Below are 20,758 nucleotides of genomic sequence, written 5' to 3' on the forward strand. Positions count from 1 at the left end.
CCACTTCGGCGGCTCGCTCCGGCGCTTCGTCTCCAGCGTGCGCGAGGTCACCGGCGTCGACGGGCGCGTGTTGTCCTCCGAGGTCTTCGTGGCCACACCGGACGGCGGGGTCGTCCCGCACGCGCCGATCTCATGCGCCGACGAACTCGCCCGGTTCGGCTACGACCCCATGCAGGGGGTCTGGCGATGAAGGCGACCGTTCTCGCCCTGACCGGGCACAAGAGGAGGCTCTGATGCGGCTGGTTCCGCCTGGCGTCCTCGATCCGCTCGTGCTGCTCTGCGGAGCGGTCCTCGGCGGCGGCCTGTTCCTGTTCGTCCTCGCCCTGTACGGCGTGCGCCCCCGGCCCGCCACTCCGGATCGCGGCGCCGAGCGGGCGGAGACCTTCAAGAAGCTGTCCACGAGGATCGCGGTCGCCATCGTGATCGGCGTCGTCATCCTGGTGCTGACCGGCTGGCCGGTCATCGCGGTCGGCGTGGTGGTGCTCGTGCTGGCCTGGCCCGGTCTGGCCGGCGGCATGGCCGAGGAGCGCCGGGCCATGCAGAACCTCGAGGCGCTCGCGGCCTGGACGGAGTCGCTGCGCGACACGATCGCCGGCGCCGCCGGCCTGGAGCAGGCCATCCCGGCCTCGATCCGGGCCGCCGCGCCCTCCCTGCAGCCCCACCTGCGCGAACTCGTCGACCGCCTGCACACCCGCATGCCGTTGCAGGACGCGCTGCGACTGCTCGCCGACGACCTCGCCGACCCCTCAGCCGACCTGGTCATCGCGGCGCTGATCCTCAACGCCAAGCTCCGCGGCCCCGGCCTGCGCGACGTGCTGAGCGCGCTGGCCGCGTCGGCCCGCGAAGAGCTCGACATGCGGCGCAAGGTCGAGGCCGACCGCGCGTCGACCCGCAAGAGCGTGCACATCGTCGTCATCGCGTCGATGGGCTTCGCCGGGGGGCTCGTGGTCTTCAACCGCGAGTATGTCGAGGACTACGCCACGCTGCTCGGCCAGGCCGTGCTCGTCGTCGTGGCCGGCCTGTTCGGCGCCGGCTTCGCCTGGATGAGGAAGCTGGCCAAGTTCGACAAGCCCGCGCGGATCCTCGCTCCCTACCGTCAGGCCCCGGTTCTCCAGGACCCGGCCGCGGCTCTCTCGCCGTCTGGCGTGATCATGCACAAGTTCCCTTCGAGGGGCGGTGACCTGCTCGATGACCAATCGTGATCAGGGGATCGAGGTGGCGTCGTGATCGGCCCGGTGTTGCTGGGAGGCCTGCTGGGCCTGGGCCTGTTCCTGCTCGTGCGGGCCTTGTTCCCCGCGCGTCCGGGACTGATCACCCGGTTGGGCGCGCTGGACGCCGCCAGAAGCGGTGGCGACGCCCCTCGGGCGTCATTGATCACGGTGGAGGAGGAGACCGGCGTCTTGCACCGTGCCCTGGGTTCGCGGATGGCGGCCTTCTACGCCGCCAGAGGCTGGCAGGTCCGTTCGATCAGGGCCGACCTCGCGCTGCTCGGCAAGTCCTTCGAGGGGTTCCTCGCCACGAAGGTGCTGCTGGCGGTCTCCGGGCTGCTGGTGTTCCCCTTCATCGTCGGCTGGGCGGCGCTGATGGGCTGGGGGCTGCCCGCCCAGGTGCCCCTCTGGGCGGCCGTCGTCGTCTCCGGCGTCTTCTTCCTGCTTCCTGATGTGCAGATCCGGCGGGACGCCACGGCCCGGCGCAACGACTTCCGCCACGCGGTGGGCGCGTTCCTCGACCTCGTCTCCATGAACCTGGCCGGTGGCCGCGGCGTGCCCGAAGCCCTGATGACGGCGGTGTCCGTCGGCAGCCCCCAGGGATCGTCCGGCGGCGTCGGGTCCAACTGGGCGATGGAACGCATCCGCGAAGCGCTCGCCAACGCAAGAATCGTCGGAATCACCCCATGGCAGGCCCTCGGCCAGCTCGGCGACGAGATCAACGTCGACGAGCTCCGCGACCTGTCAGCCGCTCTCGGACTCGTGGCAGACGACGGTGCCAAAGTCCGGGCCTCCTTGACCGCCCGAGCCGCCACCCTCCGCCGTCGAGAACTCGCGGAGCTCGAAGGGAAGGCGGGAGAGCGGTCCCAGAAGATGCTCGTCGCCCAATTACTGCTGTGCGCGGGTTTCGTGATCTTCCTCAGTTTTCCGGCAGCGATGAAGATGTTGGGATCGTAAATGAACCTGATCAATTACCTCGTCGTCATGTTCAACGTCCGCCTCGAGCGCGCACGGACCGCACCCACCAGGGGGGCCTCGGCCGTCGAGTGGGTCATCATCACGGCCATCATCGCCGCGGTCGCCCTCGGCCTCGCCACTCTCATCCAGGGCCTCGTCGAGGGCAAGCAGGGCGAGATCGAAGAGAGCTTCTAACAGGGCGCCAGCATCGCTGATGAGACCTCTCTCAGGCGTACGCGCACGACTTCCGGCCTCTCGGGTGGCCGGCGGAAGGCTCGGTCACACGCCGGGCGATTCCGGCATGCCACCGGGACGGGATCGCCCTTCGGGGCCCGACGAGCATGGACGTGCCGTACGCGTGTCGCGGGACGACGTGTGCGAGGAGCGTTCACGTGCCGGACGGCACCGTGCGTCTCGTCGCGACGCCGGTGCCGGCAGTGGGCATGGTCATGGAGAGCGCGGGGCGACCGTGGTCGAGCTCGCCATGATCATGCCCATCATCCTGGCCATCGTGCTGCTGATCGTTCAGATGACCCTGTGGTCCCATGGGCGTCAGGTCGCTGACGCGGCTGCGCGGGAGGGTGCGCGAATCGCCCGTGCCGCCGGCACATCGAACGGGTGGCAGGACGCGGCGGAGGCCAGGGCGGAACAGATCGTCCAGGCCGTCGGCCCGCAACTGCTCAGCGACGCGACCGTCACGGCCTGGGAGAACGGAGACGACCGCGGCGTGGACGTGACGGGCACCGTCGTCCAGGTCGTCCCGCTGCTTCCGGAGCGCACGTTCACGATCACCTCGCACTTCGGCGGCCCCATCGAGTGCTTCCGCCCCGACGACGGCAGCCCGGGGTGCGGATGATCCGGCACGTACGACATTCGCCAGGAGAAGCGGCCGCCTCGTCCCCGCGTGGAGCGCGGTCCGAGGCCGGATCGATGGCCGTCGAGACGGTGCTGCTGGCACCGGTCTTCCTGATCTTCCTGATGTTCCTGGTGGGGGCGGGCCGGATCGTGGAGGCCCAGGGCGAGGTGAACGGCGCGGCGCGGGACGCCGCGCGGGCGGCCTCGGTCCAGCGGACGCTGGGCGACGCCGAGGACGCGGCCGGCGACGCCGCCGCCGAGGCACTGACGGCCGACTGTGCTCCGCAGGTCAGCGTCGACGGAGCGGAATGGGAACCGGGTGGCGTCGTCAAGGTGACCGTGTCGTGCCAGATCGACCTCGCGTTCCTCGGCTTCGGCGTTGCGCAGCAGATGTCCGGCAGTTCCGTGGTCCCGCTGGAGCAGTTCCGGAGGGTGCAGTGACTCCTCTCTTGACTGCTCTCCGCAGGCCCGCACGTGATCGCGGCTCGATGTCGGTGTTCGTAGTGGTCTTCTCGCTCGCCGTCTTCCTCCTGGCCGGGCTGCTGGTGGACGGCGGGGCGGCCATCAACGCACGGCTCAAGGCCGCCGACATCGCCGAGCAGGCCGCCCGGGGCGCGGCCGACCAGATCGACGTCGCGCTGCTGCGGAACACGGGTCAGTTGAGGCTCGTGGCCGACGACGACGTCGTCTGCGGCAAGGCGGAGCAGATCGTGGACAAGCAGGCGACCGAGGGGGTGGAGCTGGAGGACTGCTCGCCGACGCCGACCGAGGTGACGGTCGTGGTCTCCGCCCACTGGGACACCGTCTTCCTGTCCGTGCTCGGCTTCGACTCCTACGACATGGAAGGCAGTGCCATCGCCGCTCCGGATGAGGGTGCCTGATGAGCGACACAGCGGCGACAGGCCGCCCGTCGGACGACGAGCCCGGGGAGGAATGAAGGGTGTCCCACAAGCCCACACCGCCGGGCCGCCGCCCGCCCACAGGCCTCGGCATGGCCCCCCACGACGGCTCCGAGGAGGTCCGCGAACGCGGGCGGCCCGCGGGAAGCGGCTGGCCGCAGTCGGCCGGCCCTCCGCCGCGGCCACGCGGATCGGGCGCGTCGCCTCGGCCGCCCGCGCCCAGAGGGCCAGGCCCACGGCGCCCGCCCGAGCAGTGGCGAAGCCGCCGCTCCGCTCGCATCGCGCCACGCCGGACGGTCCGTGACGTCTTCGCCGGGCTCGGGGCGCTGCTGGTCCTCGTCGTCCTCGTCGGGGGCGTGCCGTACGCGCTGCTCACCCTGGCCGGGCCGCCGCTGCCCAGCGAACTGCTCCACGCCGACCTGTTCACGAGGCGGCTCGGGCCGGAGACGATCATCGCCATCCTGCTCGTCCTGGTGTGGCTCGCCTGGCTTCAGCTGGTGTTGTGCCTGATCGTCGAGGTCTACGCGGGGATCAGGAGGGTCGGCCTGCCCGCCCGCGTCCCCCTGTCCGGAGGCACGCAGGCGCTCGCCAACCGCCTGGTGTCCGCTGTGCTGCTGCTGTTCACCGCGACCGTGGTGGCCGCCCCCCTCGTGCGCATGGGAGCCCCCGCCCCGATCAGCCCCCAGACGGTGGCGCTGTCCGCGCCGGTCGCGCTCGAGGTCGAGCCGGCGTCGGCGTCGGCGTCCGTCCAGGCACGCGAGGTCAAGAAGGTCTACATCGTCCAGCCGCCTCACGGCCGGCATCACGAGAGCCTGTGGGAGATCGCCGACAAGTGCCTGGGCGACGGGCGGCGCTACCACGAGATCTACCGGCTCAACCAGCACAAGGTGCAGCCCGACGGCAGCAGGCTGCGCATGGCCGATCTGATCCGGCCCGGCTGGGTCCTCGACATGCCGGACGACGCCCGGCACGTGCACGTCGTCTCGGCCGACGAGGACCGTGCGGAGATTCTCGCCGAGTACAACAAGACACCGGCTGACAAGCCAGACAAGCCCGAAAAGGCGGAGAAGGCAGACAAGGCAGAGAAGGCGGACACTCCCGAGCGGCCCTCGACCCCTGAGAAGCCCGCCCTGCCAGGAACGGAAACGGGCACCCCGGGCCAGGAGAAGCCCGAGATCGTGCTTCCGCCGCCCGCGATGCCGAAGGCGACCCCTACCGCGCAGGCCACCGCGACGCCGTCCGCACCCGCCTCCTCCGCGCCCGCTCCTACGTCACCCGCCGCGTCTGCGCCGGCAGCCACTCCGGGAGCCACTCCGGCCGCCACTTCCCCCGCCACCCCGGCCACCACTCCGGCCGCCACTCCCGCCACGGCCACGAGCCGGCCCGCCCCCGCCGCCTCGCAGAGCGCGGGCGCCGCGGTGGGCAGGGCGCCCGTCGCCGATCCCGAGGACTCCGCCGCCGGGCTGGATCTCATCGACTACCTCGGCGGGGCGACGCTCGCCTCCGCAGGCCTGCTCGCCCTGCTCGGCAGGCGCAGGAGGGAACAGCTGTGGCGGCGCGTCGCCGGCCGCAGGATCGCCCGGCCGCGTGGCGACGCGGCCAGCGCCGAGGTCGCGATCCGCCTGGGCGCGGACACCCCGGGCGCCCGCATGCTCGACATCGGCCTGCGACTGCTGGGCAGGCTTCTCGCCGAGGCGGGCCGGCGGCCGCCGACCATCTACGCCGTGCACCTGTCGGCCCGCGGGCTCGACCTGTGGATCCAGCCCGCCGACGAGGACGCCCCCGAGCCGTGGGAGGCGTGCGACGGCGGCCAGGTGTGGCGGCTGCCCGCCCACGAGGGCCGCAGGATCGACGAGAACGCCCTGTCCGGAGTCCCCGCTCCCTACCCGGGGCTGGTCTCGCTGGGCAGCGGCGACGACGGACGGGTGCTGATCGACCTGGAGGCTGCGCGCGGCGTGGTCGGCATGACCGGAGCGCACACGGTCGCGGGACTGTCCGCCCTGGCGGTGGAGCTGGCCACCAACCGGTGGTCCGACGACATGCGGATCACGCTGGTCGGGTTCGGCGAGGAGCTGACGGAGCTCGCCCCCGACCGTGTCCGCGCGGTGGGAAGCCTGGCCGAAGTACTGCCCGAGTTCGAGGAGCGCTTCCAGCGGGGCGAGGACGTGCTGAGGGGCCGCATCCACGGACGGGTGGCCGACCCCGCGTGGACGCCGCACTATCTGCTGTCGGCCATCCGGCCCGACGAGGACGAGACCCGCCGCCTGGCTATCCTGGGCAAGGACATGCGCGCGGCCGGCGGATTCGTGCTCGCGGGAGAGGTCGCCCACGCGACCTGGAACTGGGAGATCACCGAGGACGGCAGGGCACGGATCGACGCCCTCGGCTTCGACGTCGAGGCCCATTTGCTGCCCCGCAGGCACTACGACGCCGTGATCCGGCTCTTCCGGACGGCAGGGCAGACCGAGGGCGAGCCCCTCACCGGCCACGAGCCGATTCGGGACGCGCAGGACGACGATCCGCCGTCGATCGAGGTGCGCATCCTCGGCCCGATCGAGATCAGCCCGGTCAACCGGCTTGAGGAGGGCAGGGCCGCGCTGGCCCAGGAACTGGTCGTCTACCTGGCCACTCATAGGTCGGGCGTCCACCCCGTCGTCCTCGGCGGCGTGTTGTGGCCCCGCGGCGTCCAGCCGTCCGTCCGGGACGCCACCATCGCACGAGTGGCCGAATGGCTCGGAAAGGACGCCGAGGGCAGGCCGCATCTGTTCCTCGACAACTCCGGCAGGCTCCGCCTCGGTCCGGAGGTCCGTACGGACTGGCAGTTGTTCCACTCGCTGGTCCGCAGAGCGGGCGAGCTCGCCGACGCGGGACGGTCAGACGACGCGCGGGCCGCGTTGCTCGACAGGGCGCTGGCCCTCGTCCGGGGGCCCCTGCTGAACGGCCGGCCGGGCAACAGGTACGCCTGGCTGGCGGCCGATTCCCTGGAGTACGACGTGACCGCGCGGGTGGCCGACGCCGCTCACACGTTGTGCTCGATCCGGCTGGCGCAGGGCGACCCGCAGGCCGCGGTGGGCGCGGCGAGAGCCGGACTGCTCCTCGCGGCCGACGAAGAGAGCCTGTGGCGGGACCTGTTGCGGGCCGCGCACGGCAGCGGTGATCAGGCTCAGCTCCGGGTGGTCGTCGACGGCCTCCACCGGCGCGCGGCCTCGCACCCGTACGGGGGAGGCATGGCTCCGGAGACGGAGGCGCTCATCGAGGAACTCCTCCCGGCCTGGAACCGCGAAGCCCGTCCGGATCTCAGAACCCCCCGTCTCGCCTGATCGGAGCCCGACATTGCGTGCGCGTGCCACCCCCGGATCATGCCGGCGACGCGGGACCGTCGCCGTCATGTCGGTCTGCGCGTTCCTGGCGGCCTGCGGGGGATCACCGGGTGAGCGCGAGTTCACTCCCTCCGGCGCCGTGGGCGGGCGAACGCCGGCCGGGACGGAGGCGGCGAGGCCGCCGGGCCCGGAGACGGTCTCCGCGGGCCCCGGGCTGAAGGTCCAGACCGAGTGGCCCTCGGGGCTGGACGCCTCGAACGCCTCCATCGTCAAGGCGTTCGCCGACTACTACGCCGCACGCTGGCGGGCGGTCGGCAGCCTGGGCAAGGACAAGTCCTACCTCGACTCGGTCGAGGACGCCGCCGCCCGTGACGCCTACTCATGGGTGCGCGGATTCACGGCCGGCAAGTGGTCGGCGCGAGGCGTGGCCAAGCTCTACTCGTTGCGGGTGGCGTCCGTCGAGGGGCACGGCGCCCAGATCGACGCCTGCGTGGACGAGTCAGGCGTGCGGGTCACCAACCGGTCGGGCGCCCCCGTTTCCGCCCAGCCCGCGTGGACCAAGCCGCCACGATCGACGTATTTCCAGGTCGCGGCCGTGCGACAGGGTGATGACGGCACTTGGCGCATCACGTTGTTCCGGCACGCCTCCTATCCCGACGAGCGCGCGAAGGAGTGCGTCCGATGAGCCGTCTGATGAGCCGTCTGATGAGCCGTCTGATGAGCACGCAGCGAACCAGGCGCGGACGAACCCTGCTGCTGTCCCTGTTGGCCGGCGCGTCGCTGACGGTGGCGGCCGTGGACGATCCCGGCGGGCCGCAGGGCGGCGGCTGGCAGGACGGCCGGTCGGCGGGCGTGACGCTGTCCGATTCCAGCATCGTCCTGTCCGGCAACGGTCTCGGCGGCAGGGCCGACGGCTACCGGGTCCCCCGGCCGTGCTGGTACGAGCCCGGCAAGTCCGCCGAGGAGATGCTCCAGAGCCAGGAGTCCGTGAGAACCATGTGGTTCCGCACCAATCCCGGCGCCACGGAGGAGGAGTACGAGGAGTTCCTCAAGCAGTACAAGGACAAGGTCGGCCAGCCCGGCAGATGGTGGAGCCCGGCCTACAACTCGGCCGACCCGGACGGGATGTCCTGCTGGGCCGGGCTCGAGGGGGCGCTGTGGGTGCCGCCGGGCACCACGCCGCCCGGCGGGATCACGGCGCAGGAACTGCTGCAGATCGCGCGGGCCGCGCTGACCGTGCCGGAGCCCACGATCAACCTGAACCCCGACGCGAAGAGCTACGTGAACCTGCCCACCTGGGTGTGGCTCGACGGGATCGGCGCGACCACCCGCTCGGTGACCGCCACCCTTCCGGGGGTCATGTCGGCCACGGTGACGGCGACGCTGGACCGGACCGAGGTCGGCTCCGTTCCCGGCGGGAGCCGCGCGGAGATCGCGAACGCGTGCGGCACGACCGGGCAGCGGGACCAGAGCGCCGCCTTCACGTGCGGCGTCAAGTACCTGCGCTCATCAGCCGATCTGCCCCGCCCCTACAGCCTCACGGTGACGACCTTCTGGGACGTCGCCGGGACCAGCACGGCCGGGATCGGGCTCACCTTCGCCCCCGTGGAGGTCACGGTGGAGCGCGGTGTCGCCGTCGGCGAAGTCCAGAGCACGGTCCGCCGCGACTGAGGCCGCCGTCAGATGCCGCCGTCAGATGCCGCCGTCAGAGGTTGCCGCCGGGGCCGTCCGTCAGGCGGCGTCGGCGGCCCACAGGTGGACGGCGGCGTACGCACGCCAGGGGCGCCACCGCTCGATCTGCCCGGCCGGGATGCGCAACTTCGTCATGGCCCGTGCGAGGCCGAGGTCGCCTTCCGGCCAGGCGTCCGGATCGCCGAGTGAGCGCAGGGCGACGTAACCGGCGGTCCAGGGGCCGATGCCGCGGATCTCGAGCAGCCTGGCCGTGGTGTCGGCCGGGTCCTCGGCGCCGTCGAGATCGATTTCCTGGTCGACGACGGCGGCGGCCAGGCTCTTGAGCGTGGCGATCGTGCGGCCGGTCAGACCGAGCCCCGTGAGGTCGGCGGCGGCCAGCTGTTCCGCCGTCGGAAACAACAGCGTCGGTTCGGCCGTCGCGTCCGACGTGGTGACGCCGTCGGGCATGGCGGGGCTCCCCGCGCGGGCGGCGATGCGGCCGAGCATGGTCCTGGCCCCGGCGACCGAGATCTGCTGCCCGACGACCGCCCGGACCGCCAGTTCGAAGCCGTCGAACGCGCCGGGCACCCGCAGTCCCGGACGACCGCCGACCAGCGGGGCGAGGTCGGTCGAGCCGAGGATCGCGGTGATCGCCTCGGGGTCGGCGTCCAGGTCGAGCAGTCTGCGGCAGCGCGAAACGATCCTGGCGAGGTGCCTCGTGTCACCGGTTCGCACGGTGAGCCTGATGTGGTCGTCCGCGGGCGTGAGCGTGATGTGGCCGCCGGGGACGGCCCGCGTGAAGCCGGTGATCAGGGCGGCTCCGCCGTCCGGCGCCGACCGGGTGACGCTCTCGACGCCCGGGATCGCCCGCGAGGCGAGGAATCCGAGCAGGGCCTGCGCGTCGTACGGCCGCCGGTAGGTCAGCCTGAGCGTGAGCCCGGTCGTGATCGCCGACGGGTTGCGTGCGGGCGCCGACGGCCCGGCCGCCTTCCTGAGCTCTCCGGGCGCGAAGCCGTACGACTCCTTCATGGCCGCGTTGAACTGCCGGACGCTGCCGAAGCCCGCGGCGAACGCCACATCGGTGATCGGCAGCGGCGTCTCGGTGAGGAGCTGTTTGGCGAGCAGCAACCTGCGGGTCCGGGCGACGGCCAGCGGGCCGGTGCCCAACTCGGCGACGAACAGGCGGAGCAGGTGGCGCTCGGTCACGTGCAACCGCTGGGCGAGCCCGGCCACGCCGCGTTCGTCGGCGGCGCCGTCGTCGATCAGCCGCAGAGCCCGGCCGACGAGGTCGGCGCGGGTGTCCCAGCCGGGATCGCCGGGGCTGAGCTCGGGCCGGCAGCGGCGGCAGGGCCGGAATCCGGCGGCCTCGGCGGTCGCCGCGTGCCGGTAGAACCGCACGTTCCTCCGCGCGGGCGTACGGGCCGGGCAGATCGGCCGGCAGTAGATCCCGGTCGAGGTGACCGCCGTGTAGAAACGCCCGTCGAAGCGGGAGTCCCGCGCGGAGACCGCCAGGTAGCACGCGTCGAAGTCAAGCTGTCTCGTGGTCACGCCTACGACGTTATGCGCCGCAGGCGATCGCGCACCGGCGGAAATCGGACCTCGCCCGGCCGGCGGTTACTTGCTGGACACGCCGACGCCGAGGTCGAACTCGCGGTAGACCCTGGCCCAGAACCCGTCCCGCAGCCAGACCCTGGCCTCGGGATAGGGCCGCAGCGAATGGCCGAGCTCCTTCTCCGCCTCGATCAGCAACTCGGTGTCGATGACCGTGGGCAGGATCGGGCCGGGAAGCAGGTCGCGGATGTTGTCGCGTCCCCGGGTGAGGATCCACTTCTGCGCCACGTGCTCGCCGACCTCTTCGACGTGCGGCCTGCCGGGGCCGAGCTTCGCCACCTGACCGGCCGGCGCCTTCGGCACCGGTTTGACCGTACGGCCGGCGAAGACCTGGGCCGGCGACGGGGCGGGGGTGACGGGAACGGGAACGGGAGCACGGTTGAAATAGGGACGCAGGAAATCGGCACTCAGGATCTCCACCGTGTCCGACTCCCAGACCAGGCGCTCGGCCTGGTTGGTGCCGAAGGGCGGCTCGACCCCCCACAGGTGGATCCGCACGCCGTAGGCCTGGGCGGCCTCCACCGCCGGGACCATGTCCTCGTCGCCGGCGATCAGCACGGTGTCGCTCACCGCGTGGTGGCGGGCCAGGGCCTCGAGGTCGCTGCGGATCTGCGCGTCCACGCCCTTCTGCTGGCCACGCGCGTTCAGGTTGCCCAGGCGGACCTTCACCCACGGAAGCTGGGCGATCACGCGCTGGTCGACGGTGGGGACGCGGTCACGGGCCGCGTCATACCAGTAAACCCGGAGCAGTTCCCCTGGAATGCGCTCCAGAGCGTGCTTCTGCAGCGACTGGATGAGCTCGTCCGCCGCCACGCGGTACTCCTTGCGCTCCTTCGCTCCCAGGAGGACTTCGCCCGCAGCCGCATAGAGGTAACCCACGTCTACAAGAACGGCATACTTTGCGGTCATGCCGTGTGCGTTGAAGTCCGGGACGGCCATTGGTGTCCTCCAGGACTCGTCACTAGTTGATCGGCTGACTATATTCCCCCACTTTCTAGATAGTCCCAACTCTTGGGTCAGTTGACACCCTGTTCGACTGATCTAATCGCGTGACGCTCATCTGTGGCCGGGCCGGAAGGCGGCCCGCCACGCCCCCGTTCCATGGGACAGCGCCCCACGCATCCGAAGGGCCGGATTCCTCCAGTTATTGACCGGAGGTACGGCTTTCGCCGCGGTGCCCGTCCGCATGGACAGCGCGGCCACGAGCGCCGCGATCTCCTCGGCGGTCGCGTCGCCGTGCACGATCCTCAAGTACGGCTCAGGCTCGCTCATAGCGGGATGTTCCCATGCTTCTTCGGGGGCAGCGTGGCCCGCTTGTTGCGCAGTGCGCGCAGTGCCCTGACGACCTGGACCCGGGTGTCCGAGGGCCGGATGACCGCGTCGACGTAGCCGCGTTCGGCCGCGAGGTAGGGGTTGGCCAGGGTGTCCTCGTACTGGCCGACGAGCCGGGCGCGGGCGGCGTCGGGATCGTCGGACGAGGCCAGTTCCCGCCGATAGAGGATGTTGACCGCGCCCTGGGCGCCCATCACCGCGATCTGCGCGGTCGGCCAGGCGAGATTGACGTCGGCGCCGAGGTGCTTGGAGCCCATGACGTCGTAGGCCCCGCCGTACGCCTTGCGGGTGATGACCGTGACCAAGGGGACCGTCGCTTCGGCATACGCGTAGAGGAGTTTCGCGCCCCGGCGAATGATGCCATTCCATTCCTGGTCGGTCCCAGGAAGAAATCCAGGCACATCAACAAATGTCAACACTGGGATGTTGAAGGCATCGCATGTGCGAACGAACCGAGCCGCTTTCTCCGAAGCCGCGATGTCGAGAGTCCCGGCGAAACTCATCGGCTGGTTGGCGACCACCCCCACCGAATGACCTTCGACGCGGCCGAAGCCGACCACGATGTTCGGGGCGAAGCCGGCGTGGATCTCCAGGAACTCGCCGTCGTCCAGGACGTGCCGGATGACCGTCTGCATGTCGTAGGGCTGGTTGGCCGAGTCGGGAATGAGGGTGTCGAGTTCCCGGTCGTCGTCGGTGGTCTCCAGCGCCGCCTCGGCGTCGTACGCGGGGGCCTCGTCCATGTTGTTCGAGGGCAGGTAGGACAGCAGGGCCTTGGCGAAGTCGAGGCAGTCGTCCTCGTCTGACGCCTCGTAGTGGGCCACGCCGGACTTGGAGTTGTGCGTGTGCGCACCCCCCAGCTCCTCGAACGTCACCTCCTCGCCGGTGACCGTCTTGATCACGTCGGGCCCGGTGATGAACATGTGGGACTTCTCCCGAACCATCAGGACGAAGTCGGTCAGAGCGGGGGAGTAGACGGCGCCGCCCGCGCACGGACCCATGATCAGTGAGATCTGCGGGATCACGCCTGAGGCGTGCACGTTCCTCTTGAAGATCTCGGCGTAGAGGCCGAGGGAGACCACGCCCTCCTGGATCCGCGCGCCGCCGGAGTCGTTGATGCCCACCACCGGGCAGCCCGTCTTCAGGGCGTGGTCCATGACCTTGACGATCTTCTCGCCGAACACCTCGCCGAGTGATCCGCCGAACACGGTGAAATCCTGCGCGAACACCGCGACCGGGCGCCCGTCCACCGTGCCGTGCCCGGTGACCACGCCGTCGCCGTACGGACGCTCCTGGTCAAGGCCGAAGCTCGTCGACCGGTGCCGGGCCAGTTCGTCGAACTCCACGAACGAACCCTCGTCGAGGAAGGAGACCAGGCGCTCGCGGGCCGTCATCTTGCCCTTGGCGTGCTGCTTCTCGATCGCGCGCGCGGAACCGGCGTGGGCGGCCTCGCTCAGGCGCCGCTCCAGGTCGGCGATCTTTCCGGCCGTCGTGTGGATGTCGACCTCGTGAGCTCGTTCGGCAGTCATCGGTCGCACTCTCCTCGTCCGGGTCGCCCCGTCCTCATGGTCGCTCTCCAGCCCTCGTCCGCTGCGGGGGTCCCTTCGGTCCTCGCGGTCGATTCGCGTATCACATCGGGTTCGCCCGCAGTTATGCCCGACAGGGTAACCAGCAGATGAGCCCCGTTCACGACGGGGGCGTGGAGTGCCGTTGGGAGCCATTCCGCCTGTTCCGCACATCGAAACTCGGCACGCCCCCGATCCGGGAAACCGTGGTGCGCACCGGAGCAACCCCTGCATGATCCCGGATCGTTAACTGGCGCGAAAGCCGTGCAAGTCACGTAATGGCAGAGTGTGGTCATGGTCGAAGCGGTGCGGACGCAGGGGCTGTTCAAGAGGTTCGGGCAACAGGTGGCGGTCGGGGGTGTGGACCTGGTCGTGCCGAAGGGCAGCTTCGCCGGCCTCGTCGGCCCCAACGGCGCGGGGAAGACCACGACGCTGAGCATGATCACCGGCCTGCTTCGCCCCGACGGCGGGACGATCGAGATCAACGGCCACAACGTCTGGACCGATCCGGTCAATGTGAAGGCGCACATCGGCGTGCTGCCGGAGGGCCTGCGGCTGTTCGAGCGGCTGTCCGGCCGGGAGTTGCTGCTCTACAGCGGCCGCCTGCGGGGCATCCCGCTCGACGAGACCGAAAGGCGCGCCGACGAACTGCTGCGGGTCATGGACCTGGTCGAGTCGCAGGACAAGCTCGTCATCGACTACTCGACCGGCATGCGCAAGAAGATCGGCCTCGCCGCCGCGCTGCTGCACAACCCCGGTGTGCTGTTCCTGGACGAGCCGTTCGAGGGGGTCGACCCGGTGTCGGCCAACACCCTGACCGATGTCCTGCGCAGGTACACGGAGTCGGGCTCGACCGTGATCTTCTCCAGCCACGGCATGGACCTGGTCGAGCGGCTCTGCGACTGGGTGGCGGTGATGAGCCGCGGCCACATCGTCGCGCAGGGCCCGCTGAGTGAGGTGCGCGGTGAGCAGACCCTGAACGAGGCCTTCCTCGACCTCGTCGGCGCCCGGGGCAACGGAGACGAGGGGCTGTCGTGGCTCGGCTCGGCGGGGACGCCGCGATGACGATGCTCTTCGTGCGGCTGAAACTCCGCCTCATCCGGGGGAACCTCAGGGGCGACCTCATCAAGCAGGCCGGTTTCGTCTTGTCCGTCCTCGCCGCGGTCGTGTGCGCGCTGGGCGGATTCGCCCTCTTCGGTCTCGTACGGCTGGCCGATCCGGACACGGCGCTGAACGTGGGGATCGTGGTCTTCACGGCGTTCACGGTGGGATGGATCGTCGTGCCGCTGATGATCTTCGGAGTCGACGAGACGCTCGACCCCTCGCGGCTCGCGTTGTTCCCGCTGACCACCCGGCAGCTCGCGCTCGGCATGTTCGCCGCGTCGGCGACCGGGCCGTGGCCGCTGGCGTCGCTCGTCGTCCTCGCCGGAGGCGTGGCCGGGCTGGCCGGCGGAGCGGGCGGCGTGCTGATCGGCCTGGCCGCCGTTGTGCTCCAGTTCGCCCTCTGCCTGGTGACGTCGCGGGTGATCACCACCGCGCTCTCTGGGGCGCTGCGCAGCCGACGCGGTCGCGACGTCCTCGCGGTGGCGGCCGTCGGGGTCGTGCTGCTGTCGCAACTGCCCAACCTGCTCCTCAACCAGGGCCTTCCCACCGATCTGGGCGCGCTGCTCTCCTCCACCGGCGAGGTGCTGCGCTGGACGCCGCCCGGCCTCGCGGCTCACGCGATCGCCGACGGCGGTCTCGTCGGCGTCGCCGACCTGGTCGTGCTCGCCGGAGTGGTGGCGCTGCTCGCCTGGTTGTGGATCGTCGTCCTCCGGCGGGCACTCGTCACGCCGGACGTGTCCAACCAGGGCGGCGGCACCGTCCGCCGGTCGTGGATCGACCGGTTCCTCCCGAAGGGGCAGCTGGGCGGCGTCGTCGCCAAGGAACTGAAGTACGCGCGCCGCGAGCCGCGCGGACGGGTCGCCTGGTTCACCGCCGTGGTGGTGAGCGGGATCATCATGTTCACCCTCAACAACGAAGCCGCCCCGGTGGGGCTGTTCTCCGCCGCGGGCCCCGCCTGCCTGGCCGCCCTGCTGATCGGCGTGCAGTCGTGCAACGCCTTCGGCATCGACGGCCGGTCGTTGTGGATGAACGCCGTGGCGTTCTCCTCGGGCCGCGACCTGCGCACCGACCTGGCAGGCAGGCACCTCGCGATGGCCGTGATCGCGGTGCCGGTGCTCGGCGTGATCTCGGTCGCCGCCGCGTTGCTGGCAGGGAACGCCGCCTGGGCGGTGCCGGCCGCGCTCACCGCCTGGGGGCTGCTGGGCGTCGCGCTCGGGGTGGGAGCCGTGACGAGCGTCGTCGTGCCCTACACCCTTCCCGAGCGGCTCAACGCGTTCAGCGGAGCCGCGCCAGGTCAGGGGGCCCTCGCCTTCGGCTCCTCCAGCCTCGGATTGCTCGTGACCGGGACGCTCGCGCTGCCCGTCGTCCTGCCGGTCCTGCTGGGCGTCGCGTGGGTGGCCCTGCTCGCCGTGCCGTACGGGCTGCTCGTGGCGTGGGGAGGCCGGAGCATGGCGGGCATGGTGGGCTTCGCCCGGCTGCCCTCCATCCTGGCCGCGGTCTCGCGGCCGGTCTGAGGGCCCCTGAGGGATCCCGGGGGACCCCGGAGGACGTGGTCAGGGGAGTGGTCTAGTCCAATTGGTGAGACCGGTCTCGGGCGATCAGTCCCCATTCGCTAGCCTTCGAAGCATGGCCGCCATCGCCCCTGCCGAACGACACGACGCCGTCGCGGAGATGCCGGACGAGCTCCGCGCCGACGTCCGCCTCCTCGGCGGACTACTGGGCCAGGTGATCGCCGAACACGGCGGTCCCGGCCTCCTCGCCGACGTCGAACGGCTGCGCAAGGCGGTCATCGCCGCCCGCCGCCGGGAGACCACCGCCGACGAAGTCGCCGCCCTCGTGGCCGAATGGCCGATCGAGCGGGCGGTCCACATCGCCAGGGCGTTCACCTGCTACTTCCACCTCGCCAACCTGGCCGAGGAGCACTACCGGATCCGCATCCTGCGGCAGCGCGACCGGGACGACGTCCCGTTGCGCGAGTCGCTGGCGGAGGCCGTACAGGAACTGCGCGGCGACGACCGCCTGGCCGAGCTGATCGACGGCTTGGAGTTCCGCCCGGTGCTGACGGCCCACCCGACCGAGGCCCGCCGCCGCGCCGTGGTGACGGCGATCCAGCGGATCAGCGCCGAGCTCGACCGCTACAACGCGCCGGGCGTCGGGGCGGGCGAGCAGGAGGAGGCCCACAGGCGGCTGCTCGAGGAGATCGACATCCTGTGGCGGACCTCGCAGCTGCGGTCCACGAAGCTCGACCCGCTCGACGAGGTCCGTACGGCGATGGCCGCCTTCGACGAGACCCTGTTCCGCACGGTCCCGCAGATCTACCGGTCCCTCGACGCCGCCCTTGCCCGCGGCACGGGCACGCGCGAGCCGAAGGCCAGGCCGTTCATCCGTTACGGAAGCTGGATCGGCGGCGACCGCGACGGCAACCCCAACGTGACCGCCAAGGTGACCCGCGAGGCCGTCCTCATCCAGGCCGAGCACGTGCTCACCGCGCTGGAGAACGCCGCGACCCGGATCGGGCGGACGCTGACGGCCTCCGCGCTCTACACGCCGCCGTCGGCCGCGCTGAGCGCCGCGCTGACGCAGGCCGAGGACGACCATCCCGAGGTCGTGTCGGAGATGGCGACACGCTCGCCGCAGGAGCCGCACCGGCAGTGGCTGGTCTTCGTCGCCGCGCGGATCGCGGCCACCCGCCGCCGTGACCTCGACCTCGCCTACCGGTCCCCGTCCGAGCTGCTCGCCGAGCTGCGGCTGGCGCAGGAGTCCCTGCGGGAGGGCGGCGCCGCACGGCAGGCCTTCGGCGAGCTGCAGCACCTGATCTGGCAGGTGGAGACCTTCGGGTTCCACCTCGCCGAGCTCGAGGTGCGCCAGCACTCCGAGGTCCACGCGGCGGCGCTGAAGGAGATCGCCGAGGGCAGGCTCTCCGAGCGCACGGAAGAGGTCCTGGCCACGATCAGGGTCATCGGCTGGATCCAGGAGCGGTTCGGCGTGACCGCGTGCCCCCGGTACGTCGTGTCGTTCACCAGGTCGGCCGACGACGTCGCCGCCGTGCACACGCTGGCCCGGCACGCTCTCGGCGACCGCGCCCCCGTGCTGGACGTGGTGCCGCTGTTCGAGTCGGGTGAGGACCTGGACAACTCCTCCGCCGTGCTCGACGGCATGTTGTCGCTCGAGCCGGTGCGCGAGCGGCTCGCCGCCAACGGGCGGCGCCTCGAGGTCATGCTGGGGTACTCGGACTCGGCCAAGGAACTCGGTCCCGCCGCCGCGACCCTGCGCCTCTACGACGCCCAGGCCGCGCTGACCGCCTGGGCGGCGAGGAACGACGTCCGCCTGACGCTCTTCCACGGCCGGGGCGGGGCCCTCGGCCGCGGCGGCGGCCCGGCCAACCGCGCCGTGCTCGCCCAGGCGCCCGGGTCGGTGTCCGGCCGGTTCAAGGTCACCGAGCAGGGCGAGGTCATCTTCGCCCGCTACGGACACTCGGCGATCGCCAGGCGGCACATCGAGCAGGTGACCAACGCGGTCCTGCTGGCCTCGACGACCGCCGTCGAGTCGAGCAACGCCGCCGCGGCGGCCAGGTTCCGCGGTCTGGCCGACCAGGTCGCCCGCGCGTCGGAGGCGGCGTACCGGTCGCTGACGGAGGCCCCGGGATTCCCGGAATGGTTCGCCCTGGTCAGCCCGTTGGAGGAGATCGGCTCGCTCCGGCTCGGCTCGCGTCCGGCCCGCCGCGGCCTCGGCGCCCCGCGTTCGCTCGACGACCTGCGGGCCATCCCGTGGGTGTTCGCGTGGGCCCAGACCCGGGTCAACCTGCCCGGCTGGTACGGCCTCGGCAGCGGCCTTGACGCCGTCGTGTCGGCGTCCGGGCCGGACGAGCTCCGCGCGGCGTACCAGGAATGGCCCCTGTTCGCATCGCTGCTCGACAACGCGGAGATGTCGCTGGCCAAGACCGACCGGGCGATCGCCTCGCGGTATCTGGCGCTCGGCGGCCGCGACGACTTCGTCGAGCAGGTCCTCGGGGAGTACGACCTGACCCGGAGGCTCGTGCTGGAGGTCACCGGCCACACCAGGCTGCTGGAGAACCGCCGGGTGCTCTCGAGGGCCGTCCAGCTCCGCGACCCCTATGTGGACGCCCTCAGCCACCTGCAGTTGCGGGCGTTGTCGGCGCTGCGGGTCGACGGCGACCTGTCCGAGGACGAGCGGGAACGCCTGTCGACCCTTCTGCTGCTGAGCGTCAACGGAGTGGCCGCCGGCCTCCAGAACACCGGCTGACCCCCACCGCCTTTTGGCCGTGATCATGCACAGGTTCGGGAAGGGGCGGCGTGAGCTGCCCCGATCCCGGCCGTGATCATGCACAGGTTCGTGGAGGTTATCTCTGACCTGGGCTGATGCCGTTCGTGATCGTGCAATCAGGTGGTGATGCGCTCCGCGCCGGAGTAGATGTTGAACCGTTCGTCGCGCAGGAAGCCGACCAGGGTCATGCCGAAGTCGCGTCCCAGGTCCACGGCCAGCGACGAGGGCGCCGAGACCGCGCAGACGATCTGGATGCCCGCCGCGAGGGCCTTCTGCATGATCTCGTAGCTGGCGCGCCCGCTCACCAGCAGGACATGCCGGTCGAGCGGCAGCCTCTCCGTCATGAGGGACCACCCCACCAGCTTGTCGACGGCGTTGTGCCGCCCCACGTCCTCCCGGGCCGCGATCAGCGATCCGTCGGGCGTGAACAGGCCCGCCGCGTGCAGCCCGCCGGTCCTGCCGAACACGCCCTGGGCCTTCCTCAACATGGACGGCAGGCCGTACAGGATCTCGGGGGAGACCTCGATGCTCGCGCCGGCGTCGAGCGGCGAGCAGCGGTCACGCAGCGCGTCCAGGCTGGCGCTCCCGCACACTCCGCAGGCGCTGGACGTCATGAAATGGCGCTCGAGTGAAGAAATGTCGGGCATCGTCGTGGAGCGGAGCCGCACGGTGACAGTGTTGTAGCGCTCCTCCGGCGTCAGGTCCTCATCGGTGCAGTAGCCGATCGCCCCGAGGTCGCCGGAACCGATGATCCCCTCGCCGTGCAGGAACCCGGCGGCCAGCTCGAAGTCCGCGCCGGGTGTGCGCATCGTGATCGCCACCGTACGGCTCTCGCCGCCAGCGAGCAGCCGGATCTCGAGGGGTTCCTCGGTGGCGAGGTCGTCGCGCCGGTCACGTACGGCGGTGCCGGAGACCTCGCGCACACGGATCCGCGTGACGGGTCCTGGTCGGTTTACACGGCTCTCGTCCGTCTGCATGATCACGCCCGGAGGTGGGGAACGGTCGTGGGATCCATGCCGTTCACCCTACGCCGAGGTGGTGGTCCCGGCCGATCTCGGGAGCGCGGCCCGTTAACCTGGGCATGTGCCGGACTCGCCATATGCCGATCTCGATCGGCCGCCACTGTCCGAAGCGGCGCTCCAGCGTGCTCTGGTGCGTCCGGGATCGTTGTGGTCGGCCCTCACCGTCGTCGAGCGGACGGGATCCACCAACGCCGATCTGGCCAAAGCCGTGCGCGAGGGAGCCCGTGAGGGCGCGGTGCTCGTCGCGGAGTCCCAGTTCGCCGGACGCGGCAGGCTCGGGCGCGTCTGGACGGCGCCGCCGCGGTCCGGGCTCACGTTCTCCGTACTGCTGCGGCCGGAGGTGCCGCCCGCACGACAGGGCTGGCTCTCGCTGCTGGTGGGCGTCGCGGCCGCCTCGGCCATACGGCGCGTCGCCGGGGTGGACGTACGGCTGAAGTGGCCGAACGACCTGCTCGTCGAAGAGCGCAAGCTCGCCGGGATCCTCGCCGAGCGCGTGGACTCGGCCGTGATCGTGGGGATGGGCCTCAACGTGTCCACGAGGCAGCAGGAGCTGCCGGTCGACCGGGCCACCTCGCTCACGATCGAGGGCGCGGTTCACGCCGACCGCGACCCCTTGCTCCGGGACATCCTGCGCGAGATCGAGACGCACTATCGGGAGTGGACCGACGCGGACGGCGACGCGGACGCCTGCGGGCTGCGGGCGGCGTATCTCGCGTGCTCGGGCACGATCGGGCAGGAGGTCCGCGTGGAGCTCCCCGGCGAGCGGCTGCTGATCGGGCAGGCCGTCGGCGTGGACCAGGCGGGCCATCTCCTGGTCCGGTCGAAGGGCCGGGAACACTCGCTGAGCGCCGGTGACGTCGTCCATGTCCGTCGCGTAGAAGGCGCGTGAGCAAACCTCTGGCGAGTGAACATGCAAACCCATGGCGAACGTGT

General features: G+C 71.2%; 18 protein-coding genes and 1 pseudogene. 14 read left to right on the top strand and 5 right to left on the bottom strand.

What is annotated here, in order from left to right; all coding sequences use genetic code 11:
• The 10 genes and pseudogenes from Pka01_RS39625 to Pka01_RS39670 form a co-directional block, all read left to right on the top strand.
• A pseudogene (locus tag Pka01_RS39625) lies at positions 1–190 on the top strand (CpaF family protein); the annotation flags it as partial.
• Between the two features lie 43 nt (positions 191–233).
• Positions 234–1,202 carry a type II secretion system F family protein gene (locus Pka01_RS39630; RefSeq protein ID WP_203888166.1) on the top strand — a complete coding sequence of 323 codons (969 nt, stop codon included), beginning with the start codon at positions 234–236 and terminating at the stop codon, positions 1,200–1,202.
• A gap of 21 nt (positions 1,203–1,223) precedes the next feature.
• Positions 1,224–2,165 (top strand): type II secretion system F family protein, encoded by a 942-nt coding sequence (locus Pka01_RS39635; protein ID WP_203888167.1) that lies wholly within the window; start codon positions 1,224–1,226, stop codon positions 2,163–2,165.
• On the top strand, positions 2,166–2,360 hold the full coding sequence (locus Pka01_RS39640) for a hypothetical protein (RefSeq protein WP_203888168.1): 195 nt from the start codon (positions 2,166–2,168) through the stop codon (positions 2,358–2,360).
• Positions 2,361–2,634: 274 nt separating this feature from the next.
• A complete protein-coding gene (locus Pka01_RS39645) occupies positions 2,635–3,021 on the top strand; it encodes a TadE family protein (RefSeq protein WP_239116274.1) in 387 nt (128 codons plus the stop codon).
• Positions 3,022–3,095: 74 nt separating this feature from the next.
• Positions 3,096–3,461 carry a TadE/TadG family type IV pilus assembly protein gene (locus tag Pka01_RS39650; RefSeq protein WP_203888170.1) on the top strand — a complete coding sequence of 122 codons (366 nt, stop codon included), beginning with the start codon at positions 3,096–3,098 and terminating at the stop codon, positions 3,459–3,461.
• Positions 3,462–3,508: 47 nt separating this feature from the next.
• The gene (locus Pka01_RS39655; protein ID WP_203888171.1) at positions 3,509–3,901 is read left to right on the top strand and encodes a pilus assembly protein TadG-related protein; all 393 of its coding nucleotides are present in this window, start codon (positions 3,509–3,511) and stop codon (positions 3,899–3,901) included.
• A 59-nt stretch (positions 3,902–3,960) separates the two neighbouring features.
• Entirely contained in the window at positions 3,961–7,239 is a 3,279-nt protein-coding gene (locus tag Pka01_RS39660) for a bacterial transcriptional activator domain-containing protein (protein WP_239116275.1), read from the top strand.
• A gap of 67 nt (positions 7,240–7,306) precedes the next feature.
• Complete coding sequence (locus Pka01_RS39665; protein WP_203888172.1) at positions 7,307–7,924, top strand: hypothetical protein; 618 nt, start codon at positions 7,307–7,309, stop codon at positions 7,922–7,924.
• A gap of 32 nt (positions 7,925–7,956) precedes the next feature.
• Complete coding sequence (locus Pka01_RS39670; RefSeq protein ID WP_203888173.1) at positions 7,957–8,910, top strand: hypothetical protein; 954 nt, start codon at positions 7,957–7,959, stop codon at positions 8,908–8,910.
• Positions 8,911–8,970: 60 nt separating this feature from the next.
• Here the strand turns inward: Pka01_RS39670 and Pka01_RS39675 are convergent, their stop codons facing one another.
• The 4 genes from Pka01_RS39675 to Pka01_RS39690 all read right to left on the bottom strand — a co-directional run bounded on the left by Pka01_RS39675 (position 8,971) and on the right by Pka01_RS39690 (position 13,379).
• Positions 8,971–10,458 (bottom strand): DNA-3-methyladenine glycosylase 2 family protein, encoded by a 1,488-nt coding sequence (locus tag Pka01_RS39675; RefSeq protein WP_203888174.1) that lies wholly within the window; start codon positions 10,456–10,458, stop codon positions 8,971–8,973.
• A gap of 66 nt (positions 10,459–10,524) precedes the next feature.
• Positions 10,525–11,430 (bottom strand): NYN domain-containing protein, encoded by a 906-nt coding sequence (locus tag Pka01_RS39680; RefSeq protein ID WP_239116276.1) that lies wholly within the window; start codon positions 11,428–11,430, stop codon positions 10,525–10,527.
• A 147-nt stretch (positions 11,431–11,577) separates the two neighbouring features.
• Positions 11,578–11,793: an acyl-CoA carboxylase subunit epsilon gene (locus Pka01_RS39685; protein ID WP_203888176.1), complete on the bottom strand. Its 216-nt coding sequence runs from the start codon at positions 11,791–11,793 to the stop codon at positions 11,578–11,580.
• Complete coding sequence (locus Pka01_RS39690; RefSeq protein ID WP_203888177.1) at positions 11,790–13,379, bottom strand: acyl-CoA carboxylase subunit beta; 1,590 nt, start codon at positions 13,377–13,379, stop codon at positions 11,790–11,792. The genes Pka01_RS39685 and Pka01_RS39690 overlap by 4 nt, the downstream gene beginning before the upstream one ends.
• A 330-nt stretch (positions 13,380–13,709) precedes the next feature.
• Between Pka01_RS39690 and Pka01_RS39695 the strand changes: the two genes are divergently transcribed.
• From Pka01_RS39695 to Pka01_RS39705, 3 genes are all read left to right on the top strand, one after another.
• Positions 13,710–14,480 carry an ABC transporter ATP-binding protein gene (locus Pka01_RS39695; RefSeq protein ID WP_203888178.1) on the top strand — a complete coding sequence of 257 codons (771 nt, stop codon included), beginning with the start codon at positions 13,710–13,712 and terminating at the stop codon, positions 14,478–14,480.
• A complete protein-coding gene (locus Pka01_RS39700; RefSeq protein WP_239116277.1) occupies positions 14,450–16,033 on the top strand; it encodes a hypothetical protein in 1,584 nt (527 codons plus the stop codon). Before Pka01_RS39695 ends, Pka01_RS39700 begins: the two co-directional genes overlap by 31 nt.
• A 112-nt stretch (positions 16,034–16,145) precedes the next feature.
• Positions 16,146–18,782 (top strand): phosphoenolpyruvate carboxylase, encoded by a 2,637-nt coding sequence (locus Pka01_RS39705; RefSeq protein WP_203888179.1) that lies wholly within the window; start codon positions 16,146–16,148, stop codon positions 18,780–18,782.
• Between the two features lie 137 nt (positions 18,783–18,919).
• Here Pka01_RS39705 and fdhD read toward each other — a convergent pair whose 3' ends face one another.
• Complete coding sequence (gene fdhD, locus Pka01_RS39710) at positions 18,920–19,780, bottom strand: formate dehydrogenase accessory sulfurtransferase FdhD (protein ID WP_203888192.1); 861 nt, start codon at positions 19,778–19,780, stop codon at positions 18,920–18,922.
• Positions 19,781–19,886: 106 nt separating this feature from the next.
• Between fdhD and Pka01_RS39715 the strand changes: the two genes are divergently transcribed.
• Entirely contained in the window at positions 19,887–20,714 is an 828-nt protein-coding gene (locus Pka01_RS39715) for a biotin--[acetyl-CoA-carboxylase] ligase (RefSeq protein WP_203888180.1), read from the top strand.
• The last annotated feature ends 44 nt before the right edge of the window (positions 20,715–20,758 follow it).

It is taken from the genome of Planotetraspora kaengkrachanensis, assembly GCF_016862895.1.
GTDB classification, from domain to species: domain Bacteria; phylum Actinomycetota; class Actinomycetes; order Streptosporangiales; family Streptosporangiaceae; genus Planotetraspora; species Planotetraspora kaengkrachanensis.

Bases quoted from the DNA above. Each gene is read 5' to 3' on its own strand.
- Pka01_RS39630 (WP_203888166.1), top strand. From the start codon at position 234: ATGCGGCTGGTTCCGCCTGGCGTCCTCGATCCGCTCGTGCTGCTCTGC.
- Pka01_RS39640 (WP_203888168.1), top strand. From the start codon at position 2,166: ATGAACCTGATCAATTACCTCGTCGTCATGTTCAACGTCCGCCTCGAG.
- Pka01_RS39650 (WP_203888170.1), top strand. From the start codon at position 3,096: ATGGCCGTCGAGACGGTGCTGCTGGCACCGGTCTTCCTGATCTTCCTG.
- Pka01_RS39655 (WP_203888171.1), top strand. From the start codon at position 3,509: ATGTCGGTGTTCGTAGTGGTCTTCTCGCTCGCCGTCTTCCTCCTGGCC.
- Pka01_RS39665 (WP_203888172.1), top strand. From the start codon at position 7,307: ATGTCGGTCTGCGCGTTCCTGGCGGCCTGCGGGGGATCACCGGGTGAG.
- Pka01_RS39670 (WP_203888173.1), top strand. From the start codon at position 7,957: ATGAGCACGCAGCGAACCAGGCGCGGACGAACCCTGCTGCTGTCCCTG.
- Pka01_RS39680 (WP_239116276.1), bottom strand. From the start codon at position 11,430: ATGACCGCAAAGTATGCCGTTCTTGTAGACGTGGGTTACCTCTATGCG.
- Pka01_RS39685 (WP_203888176.1), bottom strand. From the start codon at position 11,793: ATGAGCGAGCCTGAGCCGTACTTGAGGATCGTGCACGGCGACGCGACC.
- Pka01_RS39690 (WP_203888177.1), bottom strand. From the start codon at position 13,379: ATGACTGCCGAACGAGCTCACGAGGTCGACATCCACACGACGGCCGGA.
- Pka01_RS39695 (WP_203888178.1), top strand. From the start codon at position 13,710: ATGGTCGAAGCGGTGCGGACGCAGGGGCTGTTCAAGAGGTTCGGGCAA.
- Pka01_RS39705 (WP_203888179.1), top strand. From the start codon at position 16,146: ATGGCCGCCATCGCCCCTGCCGAACGACACGACGCCGTCGCGGAGATG.
- fdhD (WP_203888192.1), bottom strand. From the start codon at position 19,780: ATGCAGACGGACGAGAGCCGTGTAAACCGACCAGGACCCGTCACGCGG.